This window comes from Thermostichus sp. OS-CIW-26 (assembly GCF_054058395.1).
In genome coordinates this window covers 1-21,637 of record NZ_JBSSAG010000014.1, presented here as the reverse complement: position 1 = coordinate 21,637, position 21,637 = coordinate 1, and the positions used below count along the sequence as shown (strand labels likewise).

At 60.2% G+C, this 21,637-nt stretch carries 22 protein-coding genes, 1 tRNA gene and 1 riboswitch; of the genes, 10 read left to right on the top strand and 13 right to left on the bottom strand.

The genetic code is table 11. The features are described 5' to 3' along the window. Positions 1-33 precede the first annotated feature (33 nt). Positions 34-993 carry a branched-chain amino acid ABC transporter permease gene (locus ACVW0C_RS07550; protein WP_457384800.1) on the bottom strand — a complete coding sequence of 320 codons (960 nt, stop codon included), beginning with the start codon at positions 991-993 and terminating at the stop codon, positions 34-36. Beyond that, positions 993-1,862 carry a branched-chain amino acid ABC transporter permease gene (locus ACVW0C_RS07545; protein ID WP_457384799.1) on the bottom strand — a complete coding sequence of 290 codons (870 nt, stop codon included), beginning with the start codon at positions 1,860-1,862 and terminating at the stop codon, positions 993-995. Before ACVW0C_RS07545 ends, ACVW0C_RS07550 begins: the two co-directional genes overlap by 1 nt. A 170-nt stretch (positions 1,863-2,032) precedes the next feature. Here ACVW0C_RS07545 and lptC point away from each other — a divergent pair, with 170 nt between their 5' ends. Together lptC and ACVW0C_RS07535 are read left to right on the top strand one after the other, a co-directional pair. Then, positions 2,033-2,983 carry an LPS export ABC transporter periplasmic protein LptC gene (gene lptC, locus ACVW0C_RS07540; protein WP_457384798.1) on the top strand — a complete coding sequence of 317 codons (951 nt, stop codon included), beginning with the start codon at positions 2,033-2,035 and terminating at the stop codon, positions 2,981-2,983. Between the two features lie 81 nt (positions 2,984-3,064). Further along, positions 3,065-4,837, top strand: a complete 1,773-nt coding sequence (locus ACVW0C_RS07535) for a sulfatase (protein WP_457384797.1) — start codon at positions 3,065-3,067, stop codon at positions 4,835-4,837. A gap of 12 nt (positions 4,838-4,849) precedes the next feature. Here ACVW0C_RS07535 and ACVW0C_RS07530 read toward each other — a convergent pair whose 3' ends face one another. After that, complete coding sequence (locus tag ACVW0C_RS07530) at positions 4,850-5,344, bottom strand: DUF3531 family protein (RefSeq protein WP_457384829.1); 495 nt, start codon at positions 5,342-5,344, stop codon at positions 4,850-4,852. A gap of 558 nt (positions 5,345-5,902) precedes the next feature. Between ACVW0C_RS07530 and fabG the strand changes: the two genes are divergently transcribed. Then, complete coding sequence (gene fabG, locus ACVW0C_RS07525; RefSeq protein WP_011433672.1) at positions 5,903-6,664, top strand: 3-oxoacyl-[acyl-carrier-protein] reductase; 762 nt, start codon at positions 5,903-5,905, stop codon at positions 6,662-6,664. Between the two features lie 5 nt (positions 6,665-6,669). Here fabG and ACVW0C_RS07520 read toward each other — a convergent pair whose 3' ends face one another. From ACVW0C_RS07520 to ssuE, 6 genes are all read right to left on the bottom strand, one after another. Continuing rightward, positions 6,670-8,313, bottom strand: a complete 1,644-nt coding sequence (locus ACVW0C_RS07520) for a gamma-glutamyltransferase family protein (protein WP_457384796.1) — start codon at positions 8,311-8,313, stop codon at positions 6,670-6,672. A gap of 37 nt (positions 8,314-8,350) precedes the next feature. Next, a complete protein-coding gene (locus ACVW0C_RS07515) occupies positions 8,351-9,085 on the bottom strand; it encodes an HAD family hydrolase (RefSeq protein WP_414343669.1) in 735 nt (244 codons plus the stop codon). Positions 9,086-9,151: 66 nt separating this feature from the next. Further along, entirely contained in the window at positions 9,152-9,805 is a 654-nt protein-coding gene (locus ACVW0C_RS07510) for a YqiA/YcfP family alpha/beta fold hydrolase (RefSeq protein WP_414343667.1), read from the bottom strand. A gap of 12 nt (positions 9,806-9,817) precedes the next feature. Continuing rightward, complete coding sequence (gene secG / locus ACVW0C_RS07505) at positions 9,818-10,057, bottom strand: preprotein translocase subunit SecG (protein WP_011433676.1); 240 nt, start codon at positions 10,055-10,057, stop codon at positions 9,818-9,820. A gap of 289 nt (positions 10,058-10,346) precedes the next feature. Next, a complete protein-coding gene (locus ACVW0C_RS07500) occupies positions 10,347-10,520 on the bottom strand; it encodes a DUF4278 domain-containing protein (protein ID WP_414343665.1) in 174 nt (57 codons plus the stop codon). A 79-nt stretch (positions 10,521-10,599) separates the two neighbouring features. Beyond that, positions 10,600-10,681, bottom strand: a riboswitch (Glutamine riboswitch). A 232-nt stretch (positions 10,682-10,913) separates the two neighbouring features. Continuing rightward, positions 10,914-11,441: an NADPH-dependent FMN reductase gene (gene ssuE, locus ACVW0C_RS07495; protein ID WP_414331394.1), complete on the bottom strand. Its 528-nt coding sequence runs from the start codon at positions 11,439-11,441 to the stop codon at positions 10,914-10,916. 235 nt (positions 11,442-11,676) lie between these two features. Here ssuE and ACVW0C_RS07490 point away from each other — a divergent pair. Together ACVW0C_RS07490 and ACVW0C_RS07485 are read left to right on the top strand one after the other, a co-directional pair. Then, a tRNA-Gly gene (locus ACVW0C_RS07490) sits at positions 11,677-11,748 on the top strand. A gap of 143 nt (positions 11,749-11,891) precedes the next feature. Continuing rightward, positions 11,892-12,335: a DUF29 domain-containing protein gene (locus tag ACVW0C_RS07485; protein WP_457384795.1), complete on the top strand. Its 444-nt coding sequence runs from the start codon at positions 11,892-11,894 to the stop codon at positions 12,333-12,335. A 5-nt stretch (positions 12,336-12,340) separates the two neighbouring features. Here ACVW0C_RS07485 and nusB read toward each other — a convergent pair whose 3' ends face one another. The 3 genes from nusB to ACVW0C_RS07470 form a co-directional block, all read right to left on the bottom strand. Continuing rightward, positions 12,341-13,216, bottom strand: coding sequence for a transcription antitermination factor NusB (gene nusB, locus ACVW0C_RS07480; RefSeq protein WP_414331399.1), 876 nt, complete (start codon positions 13,214-13,216; stop codon positions 12,341-12,343). Positions 13,217-13,335: 119 nt separating this feature from the next. Continuing rightward, positions 13,336-15,495 (bottom strand): ATP-dependent helicase, encoded by a 2,160-nt coding sequence (locus ACVW0C_RS07475; protein ID WP_457384794.1) that lies wholly within the window; start codon positions 15,493-15,495, stop codon positions 13,336-13,338. 11 nt (positions 15,496-15,506) lie between these two features. Continuing rightward, positions 15,507-16,367, bottom strand: a complete 861-nt coding sequence (locus tag ACVW0C_RS07470; protein ID WP_457384793.1) for a Cof-type HAD-IIB family hydrolase — start codon at positions 16,365-16,367, stop codon at positions 15,507-15,509. 201 nt (positions 16,368-16,568) lie between these two features. Between ACVW0C_RS07470 and ACVW0C_RS07465 the strand changes: the two genes are divergently transcribed. The 4 genes from ACVW0C_RS07465 (at position 16,569) to ACVW0C_RS07450 (ending at position 20,042) form a co-directional block, all read left to right on the top strand. After that, positions 16,569-17,522: a DUF1517 domain-containing protein gene (locus tag ACVW0C_RS07465; RefSeq protein WP_457384792.1), complete on the top strand. Its 954-nt coding sequence runs from the start codon at positions 16,569-16,571 to the stop codon at positions 17,520-17,522. 82 nt (positions 17,523-17,604) lie between these two features. After that, positions 17,605-18,360 (top strand): hypothetical protein, encoded by a 756-nt coding sequence (locus ACVW0C_RS07460; protein ID WP_457384791.1) that lies wholly within the window; start codon positions 17,605-17,607, stop codon positions 18,358-18,360. A 76-nt stretch (positions 18,361-18,436) separates the two neighbouring features. Then, entirely contained in the window at positions 18,437-19,207 is a 771-nt protein-coding gene (locus ACVW0C_RS07455; protein WP_457384790.1) for a peptidylprolyl isomerase, read from the top strand. Positions 19,208-19,313: 106 nt separating this feature from the next. After that, positions 19,314-20,042, top strand: coding sequence for a HEAT repeat domain-containing protein (locus ACVW0C_RS07450; RefSeq protein ID WP_457384789.1), 729 nt, complete (start codon positions 19,314-19,316; stop codon positions 20,040-20,042). Positions 20,043-20,182: 140 nt separating this feature from the next. Here the strand turns inward: ACVW0C_RS07450 and bchM are convergent, their stop codons facing one another. After that, positions 20,183-20,848 (bottom strand): magnesium protoporphyrin IX methyltransferase, encoded by a 666-nt coding sequence (bchM, locus tag ACVW0C_RS07445; protein WP_457384788.1) that lies wholly within the window; start codon positions 20,846-20,848, stop codon positions 20,183-20,185. Positions 20,849-21,003: 155 nt separating this feature from the next. On the opposite strand from bchM, the gene ACVW0C_RS07440 reads away from it, so the two are divergent. Continuing rightward, positions 21,004-21,501 (top strand): hypothetical protein, encoded by a 498-nt coding sequence (locus ACVW0C_RS07440; protein WP_457384787.1) that lies wholly within the window; start codon positions 21,004-21,006, stop codon positions 21,499-21,501. Positions 21,502-21,637: the final 136 nt, after the last annotated feature.

Below are 21,637 nucleotides of genomic sequence, written 5' to 3'. Positions count from 1 at the left end.
AACACGTCAACAACAGCTGGAGCCGACCCAATCCTATCCTGCGGGGTTCTGCTTAGGCGAAGGAGAAGTGCCCAAGACGGGCTTGGGCGGACGTTCAGGCAACAATCCTTGAGAGCGCGTCAGAAGAATGACCTGTAGCAGGATCCCGATCAACAAAATGCGCAAAGGGCCAGCCCGGGTGGCCCACTGGGGCGGCAAACGGTTGGTGAGCCACTCGCTGCCCGACCACACCCCCCAAATTACCAGCGCTCCCAGCAAGGCGCCGCGATTGTTGCCACTGCCCCCCGCGATCAGCATTACCCAAACGATAAAGGTGGCAAACTCCGGTTGAAAGGCTTCTGGGCTGATGAAATTGACAAAATGGGCGTAGAGGGCCCCCGCCAACCCCATGAGCATGGATCCCAGCACAAACGCCTGCAGGCGAAACTGGAGCACATCTTTGCCGGCGGCCATGGTTGCCGGTTCATCCTCGCGAATGGCCCGCAGCACCCGCCCCCAAGGGGAGCGATAGGCCCGCTCCGCAGCCCAATAGACCACCGCCAAAATGACCAGCACCAAGCCCAAGTAGAGAAGGGTATCCTGACCTGGGATCCAGCCGCGAAAGGGTCGCGGAATGCGGGTAATTCCCCGCACACCGTTGGTGAGCCAGCCCTCATTCCTCAGGATTTGGCTGATGATCTCGGCAATGCCGATGGTAGCGATGGCCAGGTAGTCGGAACGCAGCTTCAGGGTAATCAAGCCGATCAAAAAGGCAATCGCCCCGGCGACAGGCACAGCTATGGCAAAACCCACCCAAAAGGGCAGATTGAAGCCGCCCAAATGCTCGGCGCTTGGGGGTGTGGTGACAATGGCGCTGGCATAGGCTCCCACGGCAAAAAAAGCCCCCACCCCGATGTTGAACATGCCGGCGTAGCCCCACTGGATATTGAGGCCCAGCACCAGCACGCCGTAGATCCCCACCAAAATCAAAAAGAAAATGCCGTAGCTCAACATCAGACATCCCCCCCACCCGGGGATCCCAGCAATCCCGTGGGTCGGAAGATCAGCAGCAGTACCAAAATGGCGAAGGCCACCCCGGTTTTATAGGCAGGGTTCATCACCAAGGTGGAAAACTCTTCCGCCAGGCCAATCACCAGCCCTCCAGCAATGGCCCCGTAAGGGCGACCAATGCCGCCGAGAATGGCCGCTGCAAAAATGGGCAGCAATAGCCGCCAGCCCATGGTGGGGTGCAGACGGGTATCCATGCCCAGGAACACACCTGCTGCACAGGCCAAGGCTGCGCCAATGGCCCAAGTCCAGAGGACGATCCGCTCTGTATCAATGCCGGTAATCTTGGCCAGCTCAAAATTGTCGGCCATGGCCCGCATCGCTTTGCCCACCCGCGTGCGTTGTAAGAAGAGATGCAGGGCCACCACCAACAGGGCTGTTCCCACCAGGATCACTGCCCAATCGGGCTTGATGCGCAGCTCCCCAAGCCGCCACGGCAACTGGATCCCGCTGCGGTACACCTGATTGTTGGGCCCCCAGATGATCTGCACCAGGCTGCGCAGAATCAGGGCGGTGCCAAAAGAAGAAATGAGCAAGATCACTGGTGCCTCCCGGCGCAGGCGGCGATAAATGAGTTGGTCGATCCCAACTGCACAAAGTACCGTGGCCAAAGCTGCCGGGATCAGGCTGACCCCAATTGGCCAACCCAACCCAACAAATGTCAGGCCGAAGTAGGCCCCCAGGGTCATCAGATCCCCGTGGGCAAAGTTGGCAAAGCGCAAAATGCCAAAGGTCAGCGACACCCCAATTGCTCCCAGGGCGTAGATGCTGCCCAAGACAAGGCCGTAGATGAAAAGTTGCAACAGTTGGGTCACGCTTGCCCCCAAAAACACTTTGCCCTGATAATGCCACGGGTTTGCCGAGAGCGGGATCCGGCTCAGCGCAGCGGAAGGATACGGCTGATCGCGCCAGCGGGACGGAGTCCTAAGAAAGCTAGGGTAGGGGAGAGCGCCCACAAGGAAGAAGATCCATGCAGTCCAGGTCTTTGTCTGTCCTCCGTTTCCTGGCCGTTTTGGCCCTGCTGAGCGCGGGCTGTGGCGGGCCGGAGTGGGATCCCGATGCGCCTTCCGAGCCCATCTCCACCCCCCAGTTGATCTACGAAGACATCACCCTCACCCAAGCCAGGCCCGACGGCGGCATTCTTTGGCGCTTACAGGCTCGCCTGGCCGAATATGAGTCCCCCCCAGAAAATGGTGCCGCTCCTGTGCAGTTGGGATCCGCCCATTTGCAGGCCGTTGAGGGAGAATTTTTCGACGAAGACAACCGCGCCATCCGCACCCGCGCCGAGCAAGGCTCTGCCTACCCCGGCGAACGACGGCTGGAATTGACGGGTCAAGTCGAGGTGGAATCGGAGCGAGACAACCTGCGTCTGCAGGCCCAACGGGTGGAATGGCTGCCGGAACAGCGCCGCCTCCAAGCCGAGGGCCAGGTGAAAGTGGAGCTGTTGGATGGGCAGGGATCCCTGTGGGGGGATCGGCTGCTCGTTGATTTTGGCCAAGCCCAGATGCAGTTGGAGAACCTGGATCCCACTCAGCCTGTGCGGGCAGAGTACCGGGATCCGGATCTGGAGCTGGCCGCCAGCCGTTTTCTGTGGCAATTTGGCGTCGGGGAAGTGCAGGCAGTAGGGGCTGTAGAGGTGTATGCCCCCCTACAAGCCTTGCGCCTCAGCGGTGGTCAGTTGCGTGCTCCCCTGCCCTTTGCCGAGCTGCGCTTGCTGGACAATGTGAAGGCCAAAGCCGAGCAGACAGGGCAAGAGCTGGAAGCCCAGGAGATCCGCTGGCGCATCGGCTCCACCCAGCTGCAGGCCCAGGGCAACGTGCGCTACCGCCAGCCCGGCCAGGCTTTGACTGTCAGAGGCAACCAAGGGATCCTGGATTGGCAGGCCAACACTGCTCGGATCCAAGGCAACAGCCAAACCCAGCTCACTTTGCCCTGAGGAGGCGGTGGGGGAAGCAGAAAGCTGGCCGAGAGCATGGCAGGATAGGGATACTTTAAGAAACGTATCAGGTGGGTTGTGGTGAGTTTTAAGGACTCCGTCTCGCTGACGCAAACAGGATGTTTCCCCGCCAGGGCTGGCGCTGCTGCAGAACGCCCCAACATCCTGCTGATCGTGCTGGATACCCAGCGGGCAGATCGTCTCTCCTGCTACTGGTCGGAAGCGGAGCGTGCCCGCCAACTGCCCACCAGCCCCAACCTGGATCGGCTGGCTGCCGAATCCACCCTCTTCGAGCGGGCCATCGCCCCCGCCCAATGGACCATCCCCTCCCACGCTTCCCTCTTTACGGGGGAATATCCCAGCACCCACCAGACTGTCCAAGCAGATCTGGAGCTGAGCCCCGCCCTGCCCACCCTGGCAGAGCTGTTGCAGCTGAGTGGCTATACCACCGTGGGCTTTTGCAACAACCCCCTGGTGGGGATCCTGAAAAACGGCTTGCGGCGCGGCTTTGAAACCTTTTACAACTACGGTGGCGCTCTGCCCACCCGCCCCCCCGAAGGCACCCCCTTGCCCGCCCCCTTGAACCGCTGGCTGGCCGCCTACACCCAATTTTGGCGGCGGCTCTCCTATCCGGTGCAAAACGCCTTTGCCCGCTCCGACGCCCTCTTCCAGCTGGCGCTGCACCCCTGGTTTGCCTCCCTCTGGACCCGCCTGCTCAACTTCAAAGGCAACACCGCCGCCTCGATTGCCGACCTCAACCGCTACCTGCAGCAGATGGCCCGCCGCCGGTCGGATCCCGGAGCACGGCCCTTCTTTTGCTTTGTCAACCTGATGGAGCCCCATCTGCCCTACTGGCCGCCGGAGCCCTTTGTGCAGAAATACGCCCCCTATTTCAAAAGCAACCGCGAGGCCCGCGACTTTTTGCGCCAATACAACGCCCAGCCCTACCGCTGGATGGCGCCCCTGCCGCAGCCCCTTTCTCCACTGCAAGCGCAGGTGCTGCGGGATATCTACGATGCTGAGGTGGCCTACCAAGATCACCTACTGGGATCCGTCTTCGACACCCTGCGCCACACCGGCCTGGAGCAGAACACGCTGGTGGCCATCGTCGCCGATCACGGCGAAGGCCTGGGAGAACACGACTTCGTCGGCCACGCCTTTGTGGTCTACGAAGAGCTGATCCGCGTGCCCCTCATCCTGCGCTATCCCGGCCACTTCCCGGCAGGAAAACGCATTGCCACCCCCGTTTCCACCCGCCGCCTCTTCCATACCCTCCTGGAAGCTGCCGGCTTTAGCCCCAACCTTTCCCCCAACGGTGCCCCCTGTGTCAGCCTCAAGCTCCGCCGCGAGGTCGCCCGCCTCAGCTTGGCCCGCACCTTGGCAGGGGAAGATCCCGAGCAGGGAACAGTGCTCAGCGAAGCCTTCCCGCCCCACCTCCTCATTCGGGCTATGGAAAGCCGTAACGACAGCCTGCTGCGGGCGCGTGCCTGTTACGACATCCGCCGTGCCCTCTATGAGGGGATGACCAAGCTCATCCAAACGGGGGATCGCCCCAGCCTCTACAACCTGGAGCAGGATCCGGCGGAGCTGCGGGATCTGCTTTGGGTCGGCAACGGGGATCCCGTCTCCTCTCTCCCTGATGCTGATCCGCAACGCTGTCACGACGGGTCGGCGGGGGAAGCCGGCTGGGGATCCCTTTCCCCCCAGGCTTGGCTGGCTCGCCTACAGCAGGGGCTGAAAGCCTGGGTGAGCTGGGCAGAGTCCCGGCGGCCTAGCACGGCTCCTCGCAAGGTGAATGTGGAGAGCGATGCCGACTTGGTGCGGCAGATGCAGGAGCTGGGCTACTTGGAGTAGGCAGGGATCCCGCTATTCCAGCCCTCCTTCCTCCTCCCTGTGATCCCGCACATAGCCGTTTAGATCGTAGTCATCCATGTCATCCATCTCCTCCGGATCCGCCGTTGGCCAATCCTCATTTTGCCCGCCGATAATCACGCGGCTGAGGCCGATGTATTCCAGGCTGAGGGTGCGCAGGGCGTTGATCAACACATCCAGCGCCATCGCATCGGCGGTGCCCAGATCAAACCAGCAGCGGGCCCAGTTGTCCTTCTCTTCCAGGGATCCCATGTTGTGCATCAGGGAAGGCAAGGGATCCGATTCGTTGGGATACTCCAGATAGCTCAGATCCGCCTCTGCCTCTTGGGCCACCAGGCGCTCGGCGTTAAATCCCCCCAGTTTGCCCAGCACGTACCATGACTCCAGCACCTCGTTGAGGTACTCCAGCTCAGCTTCGACCGGCGGCTCGGCAAACTCAAACCAGATCCACAGATTTCCCGGATCGCACTCGCGAAACTCCACTTGCATGGACAGTTCCTGATACATTCACGCTGGACTCTCCTGAACATGGTTCAGGAAAGAAGCGATCGCATCCTGCCTATCTCTGAGCAGGAAGGCGGTATCCCGCAAAGCCCTGAGGAATACCCCCCGAGCGCTTTCCCCCTTCACTTCCCGGCAACCGTTGCGGTGGACTCAAGGATCAGGGGGAAACTTGGTCTACTATATCCCTCTCAATGACTTTTGCCAAACCGCCTAAAGCTCAGTAAATTCAGCAAAGTTCAGGGTTTTGGGGGTTAGAGGCATGCTCTGCTGCGGCCTAGCCTTTGATCATAGTCCGGCTCTGCTCGCCCGTTGGTCTGGGAATCCGTCCGTCAACACATCTTGCGGGCAGGGTGACTGCACAGAGCCGTGGGATCCCTCCTGCCTATGCCGAAGGACTCCATCCAAGTAGCGCGAACGGCGGTTATGAGGGACGCAGCGCAAGCGATCGCAGGGAAGCCAGTGGCAACCAGAGGGCTCTAAAGCATCCTATACTGTTGCGGCTGTCCTAATCACGCTGTCCGAATCACGAGGAATCTGCCGCTTATGTCTGAGCTTCTCCCTTTGCCTTCCCTCCAAGACCGGGTGGCTGTGGTCACCGGAGCCAGCCGGGGCATTGGCCGGGCGATTGCCCTGCACCTGGGGGCCATTGGAGCAAAAGTGGCGATCAACTACGCCCGCTCCGCTGCCGAAGCCGAGTCCCTGGTGGAGGAGATCGCGGCCCTGGGGGGAGAAGGGATCCCTGTGGCCGCCGATGTGTCTTGCCCAGAGGCGGTGGAGAGCCTGTTTGCCCAGGTGATGGAGCGGTGGGGTCGGGTGGATGTGCTGGTGAACAATGCCGGCATGGCCCGCGACACCCTGCTGCTGCGCATGAAGCCAGAAGATTGGCAGGCGGTGCTGGATCTCAACCTGACGGGGGTCTTTCTCTGCCTAAAGGCAGCCGCCAAGATCATGGTGAAGCAGCGCCAGGGGCGCATCATCAACATCACCTCGGTGGTGGGCTTGGTGGGCAATGCCGGCCAGGCCAACTACAGCGCCGCCAAAGCAGGGGTGGTGGGCCTCACCAAGACAGCAGCTCGCGAGCTGGCCAGCCGCAACATCACCGTCAACGCCGTGGCACCGGGGTTCATCACCACCCAAATGACCGAAAAACTGGATCCCGGCCCGATTTTGGCGCAGATCCCCCTGGGGCGACTGGGATCCCCGGCAGAAGTGGCGGGGCTGGTGCGTTTTTTGGCGGCAGATCCGGCGGCGGCCTACATCACGGGACAGGTTTTTGCCATCGATGGTGGCATGGTGATGAGTTGAGCCTTCTACCACGCCAGGGCTAGGCCATCGGCACGGGGTTCGGAAGCCGCAATGAAGTGATCCCCATCCCGCAAGAGGATCTGTCCCCGGCCAAAAAGACCACAATCCTCTTCTGCGTCCACCACCTGCACTGCATGGCCGCGGGCGGAGAGTTCGCGCACCACCTGGGGCGGCACCGTGCTCTCCAGCGCCACCTGCGGGATCCCCTGATCCCACAGCACTCGCCAGCGGGGCGCATCCAGGGCCGCTTGGGGGTTTAGGCCGTAATCCACCAAGTTCACCACCACCTGCACATGGCCTTGGGGCTGCATCGTCCCTCCCATCACACCAAAAGGGCCGAGAGGGATCCCTTCTCTGGATAGAAAAGCGGGGATGATCGTGTGGTAGGGGCGCTTGCGGGGGCCCACCTGGTTGGGATGGCCGGGCTCCAGGGTGAAACCCGTGCCGCGGTTGTGGAGAGCAATGCCCGTGCCCGGAACCAGCAGACCACTGCCGAAGCCATCGAAATTCGACTGAATCAAAGACACCATCAACTCACCATCAGCTGCAGCCAGGTAAACCGTTCCCCCCTCCGGCAGCCCTGGCTGGGCCAGGGGGATCGCCTCTCTCCCGATCAACTGCCGCCGCCGCTGTGCATAAGCCTTATCCAGCATCTGGGCAGGACTGACCCGCACATACTCCGGATCCGCCACCTGTCGGCTCACATCGGCAAAGGCCAGCTTCATTGCCTCAATCTGCAGGTGATAGCGCTCGCCGGCATCGTAGGAGATCCGACCCAGCTCAAAACCCTCCAAAAGGTTGAGCGCCATCAAAGCGGCAATGCCCTGCCCGTTGGGGGGGATCTCCCAGACGGTGTAGCCGCGGTAATCCGTATGGATGGGTTCCACCCAATCGGCCTGGTGCTGGGCCAAGTCGGCGGGGGACAGGAAGCCGCCCGTGGCCTCCGAGAAAGCCAGCAACTTCTCCGCCAGCTCCCCCCGGTAAAAACTCTCCCCACCGCTACGGGCAATCTCTTCTAGGGTTTGAGCATGCAGGGGGCTGCTCCAGCGCTCTCCAGCCCGTGGGGCACGCCCTTGGGGAAAGAAAACGGCCTTGAAGGCGTCGTGGCGGGGATCTGGCAGGGGCAAATAGATGGACTCCGCCGCCTGCCACAGTTGGGCCACCCGGGGAGAGACCGGAAATCCCTCTTGCGCCAGACGAAGGGCAGGCACAAACAGACGCTCGAACGGCAGCTTTCCCCAGCGCCGGTGCAAGGTTTGCCAAGCGGAAACTGCCCCCGGCACCGTCACCGCTAACCAATCGTAGGGGGGGATCCGCCCATGGTCCCGGTACCGCTCCGGCGTCAGGGCGGCTGGGCTGCGACCGGAAGCATTCAACCCGTACAGCTGACCCTCTTCCCCCCCCTCCCACACCAGAGCAAAGGCATCGCCGCCAATGCCATTGGAGGTTGGCTCCACCACCGTCAAAGCCACCGCCATTGCCACGGCTGCATCCACAGCATTGCCGCCCGCCCAGAACATCTCCATGCCCGCCATTGCCGCCAAAGGTTGGCTGGTGGCCACGGATCCCTGTCTGCCCATCACCACCCGTCGCCGCGAAGCAAACGGATAGCGATCCAGGGCCTGCCGCAAAAAAGTGGGTGCTGGCATATCGCTACGCGACGCTCTCGCGAATGGGCTGGGCTCCCTACACAGGCAGGTTATCGCTACGCGACGCTCTCGCGAACAGGAGTGCGGCCAACTCCGCAAAGCTGTCCACCACCACATCTGCCCCGGCGTGGCGCAGTTCCTCGGCGGTGAAAGCCGTGGTGAGGCCCACCGCAAAACAGCCAGCCCCCTTAGCGGCGCGGATCCCATGGGTAGAATCTTCAATCACCCAACACAACGCCGGATCCAACCCCACAGCGGCAGCCGTTTTCAGGTAAGGCTCTGGGTCGGGCTTGGCCCGCTGAATGTCTTCGGCGGTAATCACCGCGTCAAACCAGCGGTGCAGGTCGAAGCGCTGGAAAATCTGCGCTTGATCCCGGCGGATGGCCGAAGTGGTGACGGCCAGGGCAGAAAAGCGCTGGCGGCTGGCCGCCAAAAACTCCAGCACCCCCGGCACCAGGGGTACCTCTGCCAGCAGCTCGCCAAAAGCCTTGGCCTTTTCCTCGATCAAGCGCTGCACCAGCAGGGGCCGTTCTGCAGGTGGGGTGTCCGTCTGGTGTTGGACAAGGTACTCGAACATGTCGCGGTCGGTGCGCCCCTTGAACTGCAGGGAGATGGGGGCCAAATCCAGGGATAGGTGGCAGCGTTGCAGGGCAATGGCCCCGGCGCGGGCATGGATTGGTTCCGAATCCACAATCACCCCGTCCATATCGAAGAGCAAGCCGGCAGTCACGTCAGCCTTCCCCTGTTGTAGGCACAGCACTTTGGATTGCATAGACATTATCGCTACGCGACGCTTTCGCGAATGGGCAAGCACGGGACAGGGATCCTCTTAACAACCCTACTGCCCCGTCTCCATCCCCCACCCGCAGAAGCGGCTGGTGATCTGCCAGATGGGATCCAACACATCGGTCAGGGCGTGGTCGCTCTCCACCGCCACCAGTTGGGCCCAGGGGCGACGGGCCACATAGTCTCGACTGGCTTGAATGGGGATGGTGTCGTCTTGGATCCCGTGCACAATTAGGGTGGGCACAGGCCGTCGTAACCCCCCATCCGGGTAGCGCTGGGCATCGGCGACAAAGCCGTACTCCAAAGGGAGAGGGCGGCCTTCTCCGTAGTGAAACACCATGAGCTGTCCGGTTCGCTGCCAAGTCTCCACCGCCTCTGCCCCCAGCCGCGGCAGCCAATGGCCTAAAAAGCCAAAAGCCGGCGCCAAAAGCACCAAGCGCTGCACGCAAGGTTGTCGTTCGGCAACCCAAGCAGCCACCAGGCCCCCCAAGCTAGAGCCGATGAGGGTGACAGGGGGGTAGTTCATCTCGGCAAGCTGGCTGGAAACCTGCTGGATCTGGCGGGTCAAGGTGAGCTGGGCAAAATTGTCCTGGTTCAGATCAGGCACCTGAACAGGGATCCCCACCTGCTGCAGCCGCTGCCGAAAGAAAGTTGCCTTGGCCGACTGCGGCCCAGAGCCGAATCCATGCAGGTAAATCGCCAACACGGAAAGGGATCCCTATGGCCCTGTGGCTGCCGAGAGCCAGCCCGCCCCCAACACCACGCTGATGGAGAGGAAAAGGGTCGCTACCGTCCAGGTGATGCGGTTGAGGTTTTGCTCAGCACTCTTGGAGCTGGAGAACAGCTGGGCCTGCCCGCCAATGCCCGCCAACCCATCCCCCTTAGGGCTGTGCAGCAGCACCAAGATCACCAGCAAGATGGCCGAAGCCGACCAGAGAAACTCGAAAAACGCTTCCATCGCAGCGGATCCCTGTAGGGCAAGTTGCTAAGGCCATTATCGCTTGGAACCGCATCTTAGCGCACCCTGCCTCGGCATCGCTCCCATTTCAAACTCAACTCGTTCAAACTCAACTCGGCAGGCCCAGACCCATCTACTTGCTTCTCAGGTGGAACGGGTGCTGCTCCTTCTGGGGGTGTTGCTTTGCCTCAAAAAACGACCCCAAACGGGGCCGCTCGGTCTTTTCCGAATCTCTATGGAGATCTCCAGTGGATCCCCACCTCACCTACAAGGGCAAACAGTATTCACCTCAGTAGCTTACGCCCCGGTAGGTCAGGGGCTGATGAGGGTGAGGCATCGCTTTCTTGCTGGTGTGGTGCACACAGAAGGCTTGACCGCGATACTGAGCCTGCAACTCCTCATCGCTGAGCTGAGTATGCGCAGGAACGTAGTCAAAGGTGTTGCCACGGAAAGAGAGTTTCATATATCGCCTCCATCAACGAAGGGTTGAGTTTGTTGTCGTTGGGCCCTACGCCACGGAAAGAGTGGCGCGATTCAGTTGAGGCGCGTTCCTTCGGGAAGACCCCTACTTCCGTCTCTGCACAGCTCCAGGCCACTGGTGAGCCAACTGCAGAGATGAACGATTTATCCTATGTCTGTATCATAACTTACGGTTTTGCAGGTTTTTTGGGGGATTTATAGAAATTTAATCCGGCCATACCCGCAAAAGGGATCCCTTGCCGTCGGCTCTTCCGCGGCTTCTCGGGCCTGACTGGGCAATCACCTATGCACTTTTCGGAATAGATTGCCGCAACCGGTTCTGGGCCCAGGGCACCAATCCCGTATTCGGCCAGTCTCCGCAAAATTCTGATTTCTTCTATTTCACCGCCTGCGCAAGTGCCTGCAGCCCTGCTCGCAGACGTTCCTCGATGTCGGCCTCTAGCTGTAGTGTTCCGGCAGCGTCCAACTGAATTTGAGAACTCAGGATATAAACCCCTCTCAGGATGTGGGTTGCCCCCATCACCGCCAGCACAGGTTTCATCGCAAAGTCGATGGACAGCAGATGGGCCAGGGTTCCCCCGGTGGCAATGGGGAGAATCACTTTACCGGTAAAGGCGTCTTGATCCAGCAAATCCAGCAGTGCCTTCAACACACCTGGATAGGAGGCTTTGTAAACGGGAGCAGAGATGACGATCCCGGTAGCTTGGGCCACCTTTTGCTGAATTGCCTTGAGTTGAGGGCTATCGAACTTGGCCAGTGCCAGATCCTCTGGGGGCAAATCCCGCACCGAAACAAACTGAGTGGTCAATCCCAGATCGGACAGGATCCCGGCAGCGTGATGTAAAACGGCTTCTGAGCGAGAAGGAGTGCTGGGACTACCGGAGAGCAGGAGGATGCTGGACATAGGCCGCAGACAGAATACTGTCTCAGTTGTACCAGGGATCCCACGTGAAAGATGATTAACCCACTCTCGCCCTGCCCCAGCATGCACGATAGCTTTGTCTCTCGACGTCATTCCCTGCTGGTCAAATTGCGGGCAAAATATGCCCCCCCCAACTCCCCACCTACTCAAGGGGTCGGGAACGTGATAGGTTAGATTCAGCAAGGGTTTCAGCTTGCTAAACTTGAGATTGATTTACGCGGGCGTAGTTCAGTGGTAGAACGCTAGCTTCCCAAGCTGGATGTCGTGAGTTCGAGTCTCATCGCCCGCTTTCCCCAACCAACCGGCAAAACCCGCTTTCCGCAAGCATTCCCGGGCTTGGCCTAGTCCGGGAAATCAATGAGCTCAAGGTAAAAAGGGGTAGTTCGGGGTCAGTAAGATCTCCTTGGCCAGTGCCCAGTTAGGCAATGAAGCATGCAACTTTACGAGTACGACTTCTATGCCTGGACGCAAAAGCAAGCCGCACTGCTGAAATCGGGGCAGTGGGATCAACTGGATATCGCCAACGTGGTGGAGGAAATCGAGGCTTTGGGCAGGCAAGAACGCCGGGAATTGCTGCACCGGCTGGGGATCCTGGTAGGGCATTTGCTGAGGTGGCAATTGCAACCCCACCTGCGAGGCAAAAGTTGGCGGGCAACGATTACCGAACAACGCCGCCAGATCCAGCGATTGCTCAAAGACAGTCCCAGCCTCAAGCCCGATCTTTCGGCAGCCCTGCAAGAGGCTCACCAGGACGGGATCCTGTTGGTGGTGAGAGAAACACCATTGTCTGAAGCAGATCTGCCTGCCCAGTGTCCCTACACATTTGAGCAGGTGATGGATCCCGACTTTTATCCTGGCAAGGAAGATCCCCAGTGATCTGCTCAGCCCCCGGAACCAGAACCAGGGAGGGAGGGATCCCGACCCCGGTGGGTCTCCATCTGGCTGTCCACTACCCGTCGCAGCACTCCGTTGACGAAAGCGGCGGCCTCAGGATCCCCGTATTTTTTGGCCAATTCTACAGCTTCGTTGATGGCAACCTTCACGGGGCTGCTGGCCAGTATTTCCATCTCCACCACCGCCAGGCGCAGGATATCTCGTTCGATCCGACCAACCCGCTGCAGTTGCCAACCCACCAAAGCCTTTTGCAAACGAGCATCAATCGCCTCCTTGTGGGTTCGCAGGGCAGTTAACAGTTGCAAAGCGTAGGCGCGCACTTCTTGGGATTGGGCAATGTACAACAGTTCCGGCATGGACAGGGCAACGCCCACCCGGTTGACTGCTCTTTGGGACAACTGGACAACCTCATCCAAGATGTGGCGGACGCTGTGCAGCCGCTGTTCCAGGTGTTCTAAGGCTTGGCCGGCGTTGCCGAGGGCCACTTGCACCTGCTGGATTAGCTCCAGCAATTCCCCCCGTAAGGCATTGGGGTCAGGAACGTCCGCCTCCTTCAGAGTGATTTCCAGGCGCTGCAGGTGTCGTTGGGCCTGCTGAAGGCGGAGGGTAACGGAGCGGGATCCACCCTCTTCCTTGGGATCCGAATCGGCCAACAATAGAGGATCGCTCTCGTGCAACAAACGGTCGCTGCGCTGGATTTCCGCCGCCGCTGTGGAGAGGGTTTCATGGGTCTCTTCACTCAGGGCGCGGATGGCTGCCAGCAGCAAGTCCTCCAGTTGTTTTTCGCTCAGTTTGGCCGCCGTGGCTGGCAGTTGATTGACCCCCAGCAGGGCCAGTTCGCGGGCAATACGCCGAGGTTGCATTGCAGAATATCCATAGCTTCTGAAAGACTGCCCCATTGCCGCAAGGCGGCGCGCAAGCGCTATCGGGCTTAGCCATGCTAGCAGGTTGCCAATCCATGAAGAACGAGAGACTCACCCGGTCAACTGGCCCTAAAACTGCGACTTAACACCCGAAACACCAAAGATGAACTCTGCTCTGTGCCAAAGCGAGATTGGCTGGATACCGAGAGGGTGAGCCGTCGTTTGCTGCGGGTGATGCCCACATACAGCAGCCGCAGCCGCTCCGCTGCCAAGTCCAAAAAGGCTTGCTTGGTGGCAGAGTCGGCCTGCAGATCCCAGCCGCCTTTGGGGCTGAGCTGTCGCAACTGAGCCAGGGCCTCTGCCTGCATATCCACTTCATCCAAAAACTTCAGCCCCAGGGTTCGCTCCCCGTACTGGGTGGGAAACTCGTAGGCCGACACCTGGGGGATGAACACCTGATCCCATTCCAGCCCCTTGGCCCGATGCAGAGTCGTGACAGTGATGCTGCCCGGCTCGGGGTCGAAGGCGAAGATCTCCGAAGGCAAGTTGTTGAGGCGGTGATCCAGAATCACTTGAAATTCTTGGGCGATCTCCTGCCAATCGGTTTCGGGCAGGGATCCCAGCACCTGCTCCAGCTGATCGATTACATAGCGACCCACAAACAGCTCTTCCGGCTTGCGGTAGAGGCTTTGAACGATCACATTCAGCACCTCTGGCCAAGGGGATCGCCCGGCCCGGAGCCAACCGGCAAGGGTGCGCAGCAGCCTGCCCAAGTTCTGCCAAGGCGGGCCATCGGGCAGAGCGGGAGCCTCACCAAAGTTGGGGAACAGCAGCCGCTCCGGCAGAGAGGCGCGGATCCAGCTCAACATCGGTCCCAGTTCAGCACGTGGGATCCCCGCCCAATCCGCCAAGCAATCCACAGCAGCAGCCAAGCGAGTGGGGGCAGTGGGCTGGGCAAACCAGTCGATGATTCCCTTGAGCTGCAACAACACCCGCCGCTGACTGGGACTGCCCCGCAACAGATCGATCACCCGCTCCGCTCCCATTTCCTGGAGATAGCTGAGGGCTTTGCCCCCCAGCTCGTTAGTGGTGACCAGAATGGCCACCGTTTGGCCGGGAAAAGCTTGGGCGGCTGCAATGGCCTGCCGCGCCACCTGTTGCAGCTCCTCTTCCGGGGATCCGACAACCCGCAGAAAGTCCACACCACCCTCGCTGGCCGGGGGGTTTTGGCCACCGGAGGTGGCCAGTTGAATGGGCTGGGGGGCCAGAGCGGTGCGCAAAGCCGGGATGGGGTGCTGCTGATTCACCCACTCCACCAGGCGGTTGGCCAAAGCGATGATCTGGGGGGCGCTGCGGCTGGATTCATCCAAGAGCACCACCTGAGGACTAGCCTGGCAAAAGGCGCGAAACAGCCGCGGCTCGGCGCTGGTAAAGGTGCCCATGATGCTCTGGTTGGGATCCCCCACCCGCACCAGGTTGCCGGTGCGTTGGCTGAGCAGCCGCAGCAGCTCTTCCTGCAGGGGGGAACTGTCTTGGGCCTCATCCTCGAACAGGTAGTCGTACCAGTTCTGCACCTGCTCCCGCAGCTCTGGACTGCCCTCGATCAAATCCACTGCTTGCCAGCCCAGGTCGTCGTAGTCTAACTTGCCCAGGCGACGCAATTCCGCTTGATAACCGGCGTAGATGGGAGCAGCCCAGCCCAGATAGCCCTCGCTGGGGATCACTTCTGGCCCCAGGCGCAGATTCTTGGCCCTGCTGATGACTACCTGCACCATCTGCTGGAAACTGCGCCGGAACTGGGCTCGGTTTTGGGCGATCTTTTGCGGGTTGTTGTCGCCGGGGATCAGCGGCTCCCAGAGCTGAGTATGGCGGACGAGCCAAGCGCGGCACAAGCGGCTGAGCAACCGCTCCTGTTCGTATCCCTCCAAAATAGACAGCTCCTCCCAACGGCTGGGGGCCTCCCGCAACACCCGCAACGACAAAGAATGCAGGGTAAAGGCCTGGGTAAAGCGATCCGGATACCCCGCCCGTTGCAAACGTTGATTGATGCGGCTGATCAAGTTGCCCCGCGCCGAACGCATGTAGGTGAACACCCCGATGCGCTCCGGTGGGATCCCCCGATTGAGAATTAAATCGGCGATCAACAGCTCCAGAATAAAGGTCTTGCCGCTCCCCGGAACGGCGGCGATCCCCAGCGGCCCCGATTGGTAGGCCAACGCCTGTTGCTGCGCCGGACGCAGGGTGACCTCAGGAAAGGGAGAAGAAGCCAGACCCAGCATGGGATCCCTGCCTAGCTGAGGATGAAGGTCTCGATGGCTGCCGCCACCCCGTCTTCTGTTACAGAAGGGGCGATCCAGTCGGCATGGGGCAAGAGAGCTGGCGAGGCATTTCCCATCGCCACCCCGATCCCCGCATACCGCAGCATCTCAATGTCGTTGTCGCCATCGCCAATGGCCATCACCTGCTCCGCCGACAACCCCAGCATTTCCTCCGCCAAAAAACGAACGGCATTGCCCTTGTTCACCGCCGGATGGGTAGCCTCGAGAAAAATCGGCTCTGAACGGGTGAGGTAGAGCTGCTCAGGGGAATACCGCCGCCGCAGGGATCCCTGCAATTCCTGCAGGAACTCGGTATCCTCAGAAACAGCCAGGATCTTGGTGGGGCTTCGTCCGTATTGGGCGGAAGAGAACATCTGGAACGGCACCTGAGAGCGCTCAGCATAGGCCTGACTGAGAGGGCTCAGCTCCCGCAAATAGAGCTGGTCATCGATGTAGAGGTGAACCCCCACCGGCTGATCCTGCAACGCTTGCAACAACTCCTCGGCCAGCGGCCAGTCCAGGCTCCAGTGCTTTAGGGTCTTTTGGCTATCGGGATCCCGAATTAAAGCCCCCTGGTAGCTGCATAGGGGCATATCGGCCCCAATCGCGTAGTGGAACCGCTCGGCAGAACGATGCATGCGACCCGTAGCGATGGCTACTCGCACCCCTGCTGCTTTGGCCTTCTGAATGGCCTCCCGAACCGGCTCTGAAACCTGGTTGGAAGGCCCGGCAATCGTGCCATCGATATCCACCACCAACAGCCGAATCTGGGCACGGGGTGGAGAAGATGCCCGCTCTCTTTCCTCGGCTTGGACGTTAGCCTGAGTTTGCATTGCTGTTGTTTGCCCTCCTCCTGGCAACCTTCCAGACCGTAGCATGGCTCTGCCTCGATTGGTTGACGGTCATTGGCCGGCTCAGTACACAAAGAATCAACACAGAAGAATTGAACAAGTGAGATGGCCGGGTGGGGGATCGGTTTCCGCCCCTATTCCCGCCAACGAGAAAGCGTAGAATTAAGAAAGACTAGCCCCGTGATGGACGAAAACATTGTGATCATGCTGAAACGAATCGGTCGCGTCTGCCGGCCTCTGCTGGCTATTGCCCTGGCCTTGACCTTGGCCCTGGCTCCCATAGGCGCTGTTTGGGCACGCAGTGGCGGTCGCATTGGCGGCGGATCTTTCCGGTCTCCGACGTTCTCTGCCCCCCGCTCGATTGGCCCGCACTACTCAGCTCCTGTCTACCCCAGCTATGGAGGCGGCTTTGGTTTTCCGCTGCTGGTGCCCTTTTTCTGGGGAGGGGGGGGTGGCGGCCTGCTGACGCTGCTGCTCTTGGTTGGGGCAGGTAGCTTTTTGGTGCAGACGCTGCGCTCGGGGATCAGATCCGAAGAAGGGGACGATAGCATTGGGGTTCGCGATCCCCAGGTAACTGTTGCGCAGGTAAAAGTGGGACTGCTGGCCAGCGCCCGGCAACTGCAAAAAGACATGAACACCCTGGCTCTGGAGGCGGATACTCAGTCGCCAGAAGGGCTGAGCCAACTGTTGCAAGAGGTCACCCTTGGCTTGATGCGCTACAGCGACTACTGGGCCTATGGCCATGCCCAAGCGGAGAAGCTGCCCCTCTCCCGCGCCGAATCCCTGTTCTATCAAGCCTCTTTACAAGAACGGAGCAAGTTCAGCGTCGAAAGCCTCAGCAACCGCAACAACCAGATCCAACAAGTCTCCCAAGCGGCGCTGCAGCGATCTGCTGCTGGGATCCCAGATGTTGGCGAGTACCTGCTGGTAACTCTACTGGTTGCGTATCGTGGTAACTTGGGTACACTACCTGTAGTTAACTCCACGGCGGATCTGCGGCAGTGCCTGTTGCAGCTGGCTTCGATTCCGGCAGATCGGATTGTGGCCATCGAAGTGCTGTGGACGCCGCAGTTGGAGGGAGACACCCTGTCGGCAGAGGCGCTGTTGACCGAGTACCCGGAAATGCGGCTCCTTTGAGAGCCTTTGGGCGATAGACGGCAACTGTTGGCTGAGTGTCTCAACTCCTCGGGATCCCCGCCGCTCAGGCTAGGGAGGTTGTATGTCCGGGTTAGATGCTTCAGCGGGCAGAGGCCGTCGTTCCCCTTGGGCATGGTCTGGCCAAGTCAAGCAGGCAGATTCTCTGTTGGATGAGCTGTTCGAGGATTTGGAGAACAGCTTGGAAGAGGGGCTGTCAGAAGCCGGCGAATATCCTTACCTCGGCACACGGCCCCCACTGCCTTCCCGGCGCTTCTCTGCTGCCGGAGGATTACTGCTGGGTATGGCTTTGGCCGCTACCTTGGTGGCAGGGCTGGCTTTTTGGATGACCCTGCGCCCGCGGGCGGTGGTTTTTTCGCAGGCCACTTGGGATCCCTTGGCTGAGGCACCCAATTCTTCCCATTCCGATGCTCACCAGGAGCCCCTGCTTCCCACTGCTGCTGATGTGGATGAAAACCCCAAAGCTCCACCTGAGGATTCTGCAAAGGCTGTCTTGGTCGAGCCGGCAAAACCGCCGACTGTTGCCGCTCCTCTTGCTTCAAGAGGGGCTGGTCTTCCCTCTCCCCCCAGGGCACCTGCGCCTCCGGTGCCAGCGCGGATCCCACCCCAGCCTCTGCCGCAAATGAAGCTGGTGGGATTGATCCACGATCCAGGTGCCCCCAAGGCTCTGATCTTGATCGACAACGTGGTGCGGCAGGTGGCTGTTGGCCATGCGGTGAAAGCAGAGTGGCGGGTTACCTCCATCAGCCCCTACGGTGTGAGGGTGAGCAATGGTGCTCAAAGCGTCACCTTGCAGTTGGGACTGTCGCAGCGAATCTAAAGCATCCAAATAGGGATCCCTGCTGGGTTGAGCAGCGCCTGGAGGGTGGGAGATTGGATTGAAGGAGGAGGGGCAGATGAAATTCGCCAAGCCGGGGCGAATGAGCCGCTGCAGAGTGGGAGTGGGCTTAGTTCTGGGATACCTCTGTCTCGGGCTGTTGGCTTGTCGCAGTACACCCCCCCTCTCAGAATCCCCCTCTGGGATCCCGGCGGCCTATGCTAGCCGCCCGCAACTGCAAGGGAAGGCAGTGGTGGAGATGGAGGTGCAAACTGCTGAGGGGGTAGGCAAGGTGATCTTGGCGATCCACGGGGAAGCGGCACCCCTGACCGGCGGCCAGTTCGTGGATTTGGTTCAGCGGGGCTTTTACAATGGCCTCACCTTCCATCGGGTGGAAAAGGATCCGCAGCCTTTTGTGGTGCAGGGTGGGGATCCCCGTGGTGACGGTACAGGGGGTGCAACAGAGCCGGGGAGCAACCGCCTGCGCACCATCCCCCTGGAAATTCAGCTGCGTGGGGAACCCTACCCCCGCTACAACACCTTGATCCAGGATCCCGCTGCTCTGAGTAAGTTGCTCTTGCCCCATCGTTTGGGGGCGGTGGCCATGGCCCGTTCTAGCCCACTTGACTCAGCCTCTTCCCAGTTTTACATCACCCTCTCTGCTCTGCCGATTTTGGACGGGCGCTATGCCGTGTTCGGCTACGTCACCGAGGGGATGGAGTGGGTGGAGCGCATCCAGGTGGGAGATGTGATCCGCTCGGCGCGGGTGTTGGAAGGAGCGGACTTGCTTAGGGTGCCGGGATCCCAACCGGAAAGAGCAGATCAGATGGAGGATCCCGGCAGTTTATGATGGGCAGCAACTCTGCTGCTGGTTTGGTTGTTGTGGCTCTGGCTTTTGCCTTGAGGAAGGGCAAGTTTTGCCCTCGTCCCCTCCGCCAACACCTGGGCACCCTTTCATGCAAGAAGACGCTTTTTCTCCCCTGGAGCCCCTAGACGAGCTGCCACCTCACTCGCCGCCGGAGGTGGATGTGGAGCTGATGCTGCAGCAGTTGCAGGATCCGGATCCCTATTTGCGGATGCAGGCGGCCCGCGCTTTTTGTGAGATCGAAGAACCCCGCGCCGTTAAACCCCTGCTGGCCCTAGTCCGGGATCCCTGCCCGTTGGTGCGGGTGGGAGCAGCCTATGCCCTAGGTCGGAATCCGGATCCCGCTGAGGTGGAGGTGCTGATCGAGGGCTTGCGCTGGGATTGGAACGGCTATGTGCGCAAAGGCTTGGTGTGGGCGTTGGGCAATGCCAAGGATCCGCGGGCGTACCCGGTGTTGCTGGAAGTGTTGGCCGGGGATATCGCGGCAGTGCGATTGTGGGCTGCCAGTGCCCTCGGACAACTGGCCCAGGCGCAGGTGTTGCCCGGCCCGGCATTGGATGAGGTGGTCGCAGCTCTCTGCCGGGGTTTGGCTCAAGATCCAATCGCAGCGGTACGCGGCAACTGTGCCTGGAGCTTAGGGATCCTGGGGCAACAGGTGAAACTGGCTCTCGAGGATCCCGCCGTTTACGCAATGCTAACAAGGCAGTTGCTGACCAGCGCCCGCCACGATCCCGATTGGGGGGTTCGGGATGACGCGCGGCTTGCCCTACAAAAGCTGGCAGATCCCGATTTGCTGGAGCAACTGGATAACCTCAGCTGATCGTTATAGTCATTTTTAAACTAGATTGAGACACTCCCCAAGCATTCCACGCTGCTGCCCCTACTCCCAGCCTCGCTGCCAGAGGGAGAGGGGAGCTAGACGAAAATGTTTCATTCCCGTTTAACGAACCAGATCGAGTGTCACCGAACCAGATCGAGGAGCCAAGCAAAGTAGAAGCGGCTGCGAATGGTTTGTCGCTGCTGCACTTTCCAGCCCCATTCGGTTAATTGGCTCACCAAGATCGCCTCTCGGTGTTGATAGGCGCGGGTGGTTTTGCTGGGGCCGGGGAAGAACTCTCCCACTTTCTTCAGCAGCGTCAGCCAGGGGGTTTTGGGAGCGAAACTGAAGATCAGGCGGGACTGGGCCAGGCAGGTCAGGTGTTTTAACATGCGGAGGGCCTCGGCTTCGGGGTAGTGGATCATCACATCGAGGCAGATGACGACATCGTATTCCCCTGTCAATTCCTCCAGATCCGAGACCCAAAATTGGGGGTTGTCTGTGGATCCCAACTCCATTTGCTGGCGGCGGCGTGCTTCGTTCACCATTTGTTCCGAGATGTCGCTGGCGAACACCTGCGCCCCTCTGGTGGCCAAGGGCAAACTGAGGCTGCCCACCCCGCATCCGGCATCACAAATGCGTAAACCCGAGGGATCCCCCAACCACTGCAACACCGTCTCTACCGTGCGGGCATGGCCAAGGCGGATGTCTTTTTGGACGAAATTGACTTCTTCTTCGCCATAGATGCGCCGCCAGCGCTCGAAGCCAACGGAGTTGAAATAATCGCGGACAATGGTTTTCTCTTGCATAGAACTTCCAGCTAGGGATCCGGCGAGAGAAAAAGATGAACGCTCTGCTTTTCTTCGCCAACGCGCATCCCATTCTACCCCGAGGCCCCGTAACCCTCTGCATCGTTGCCCTAGGATTGTATTAGAATTAACTCTCATGCCTTGGATGTTGCACCATGACCGAAGCTGAGATTGCCCAAGCGTTGCAGGCTCGGTTGGCTGCCCCGGTCAGAATTGCGGTCAAACGCCGCCAAGGTCATCTACATGTTCTCCTGAATCGGCCCCCCCTGGCTCGAGTGGACTACCCCCATCTCACGGAGCGGGTGCGGGTGGAGCTCAGGGCGTTGGGCTTGCCCGGCTTAGAGCAGGTCACGGTGTACGGGCGTGAGTCGGGACATTCTGAATACGAGTGGGAGCAAACGGCCCCCTTGTTGAACCCGCTGCTGGCCTCAGAAGAAACCACAGTTCTGTTGGAAAAAAAAGGCGATCGCCTACTGCAGGATCTGACAGTTGTTGCCCCGGATTCGGTCAACTCAAAGCCTGAACCTGCGCCGGAGAATCCTGTCGGGAAAACCGACATAGGCAGCAGGTCCCGCATCTCCTGGGTGTGGCTGGGGGGAGCTGTACTGATTGTTGGAATTGGGGTGATTCTTTTGCTGGTTGCCCTTCTCTGAAAGAGCTGGTTAAAGGTTCTTGTTCTTGTCTTGGGAAAAGCCTCAGCTAGAAATCGCAGGAGCCCCGCACTGTACCCGTAGGGTCAGTGTCGGGAGGAATGCGGAAGTTATGATAGAACCATGACCCAAGTCCTGA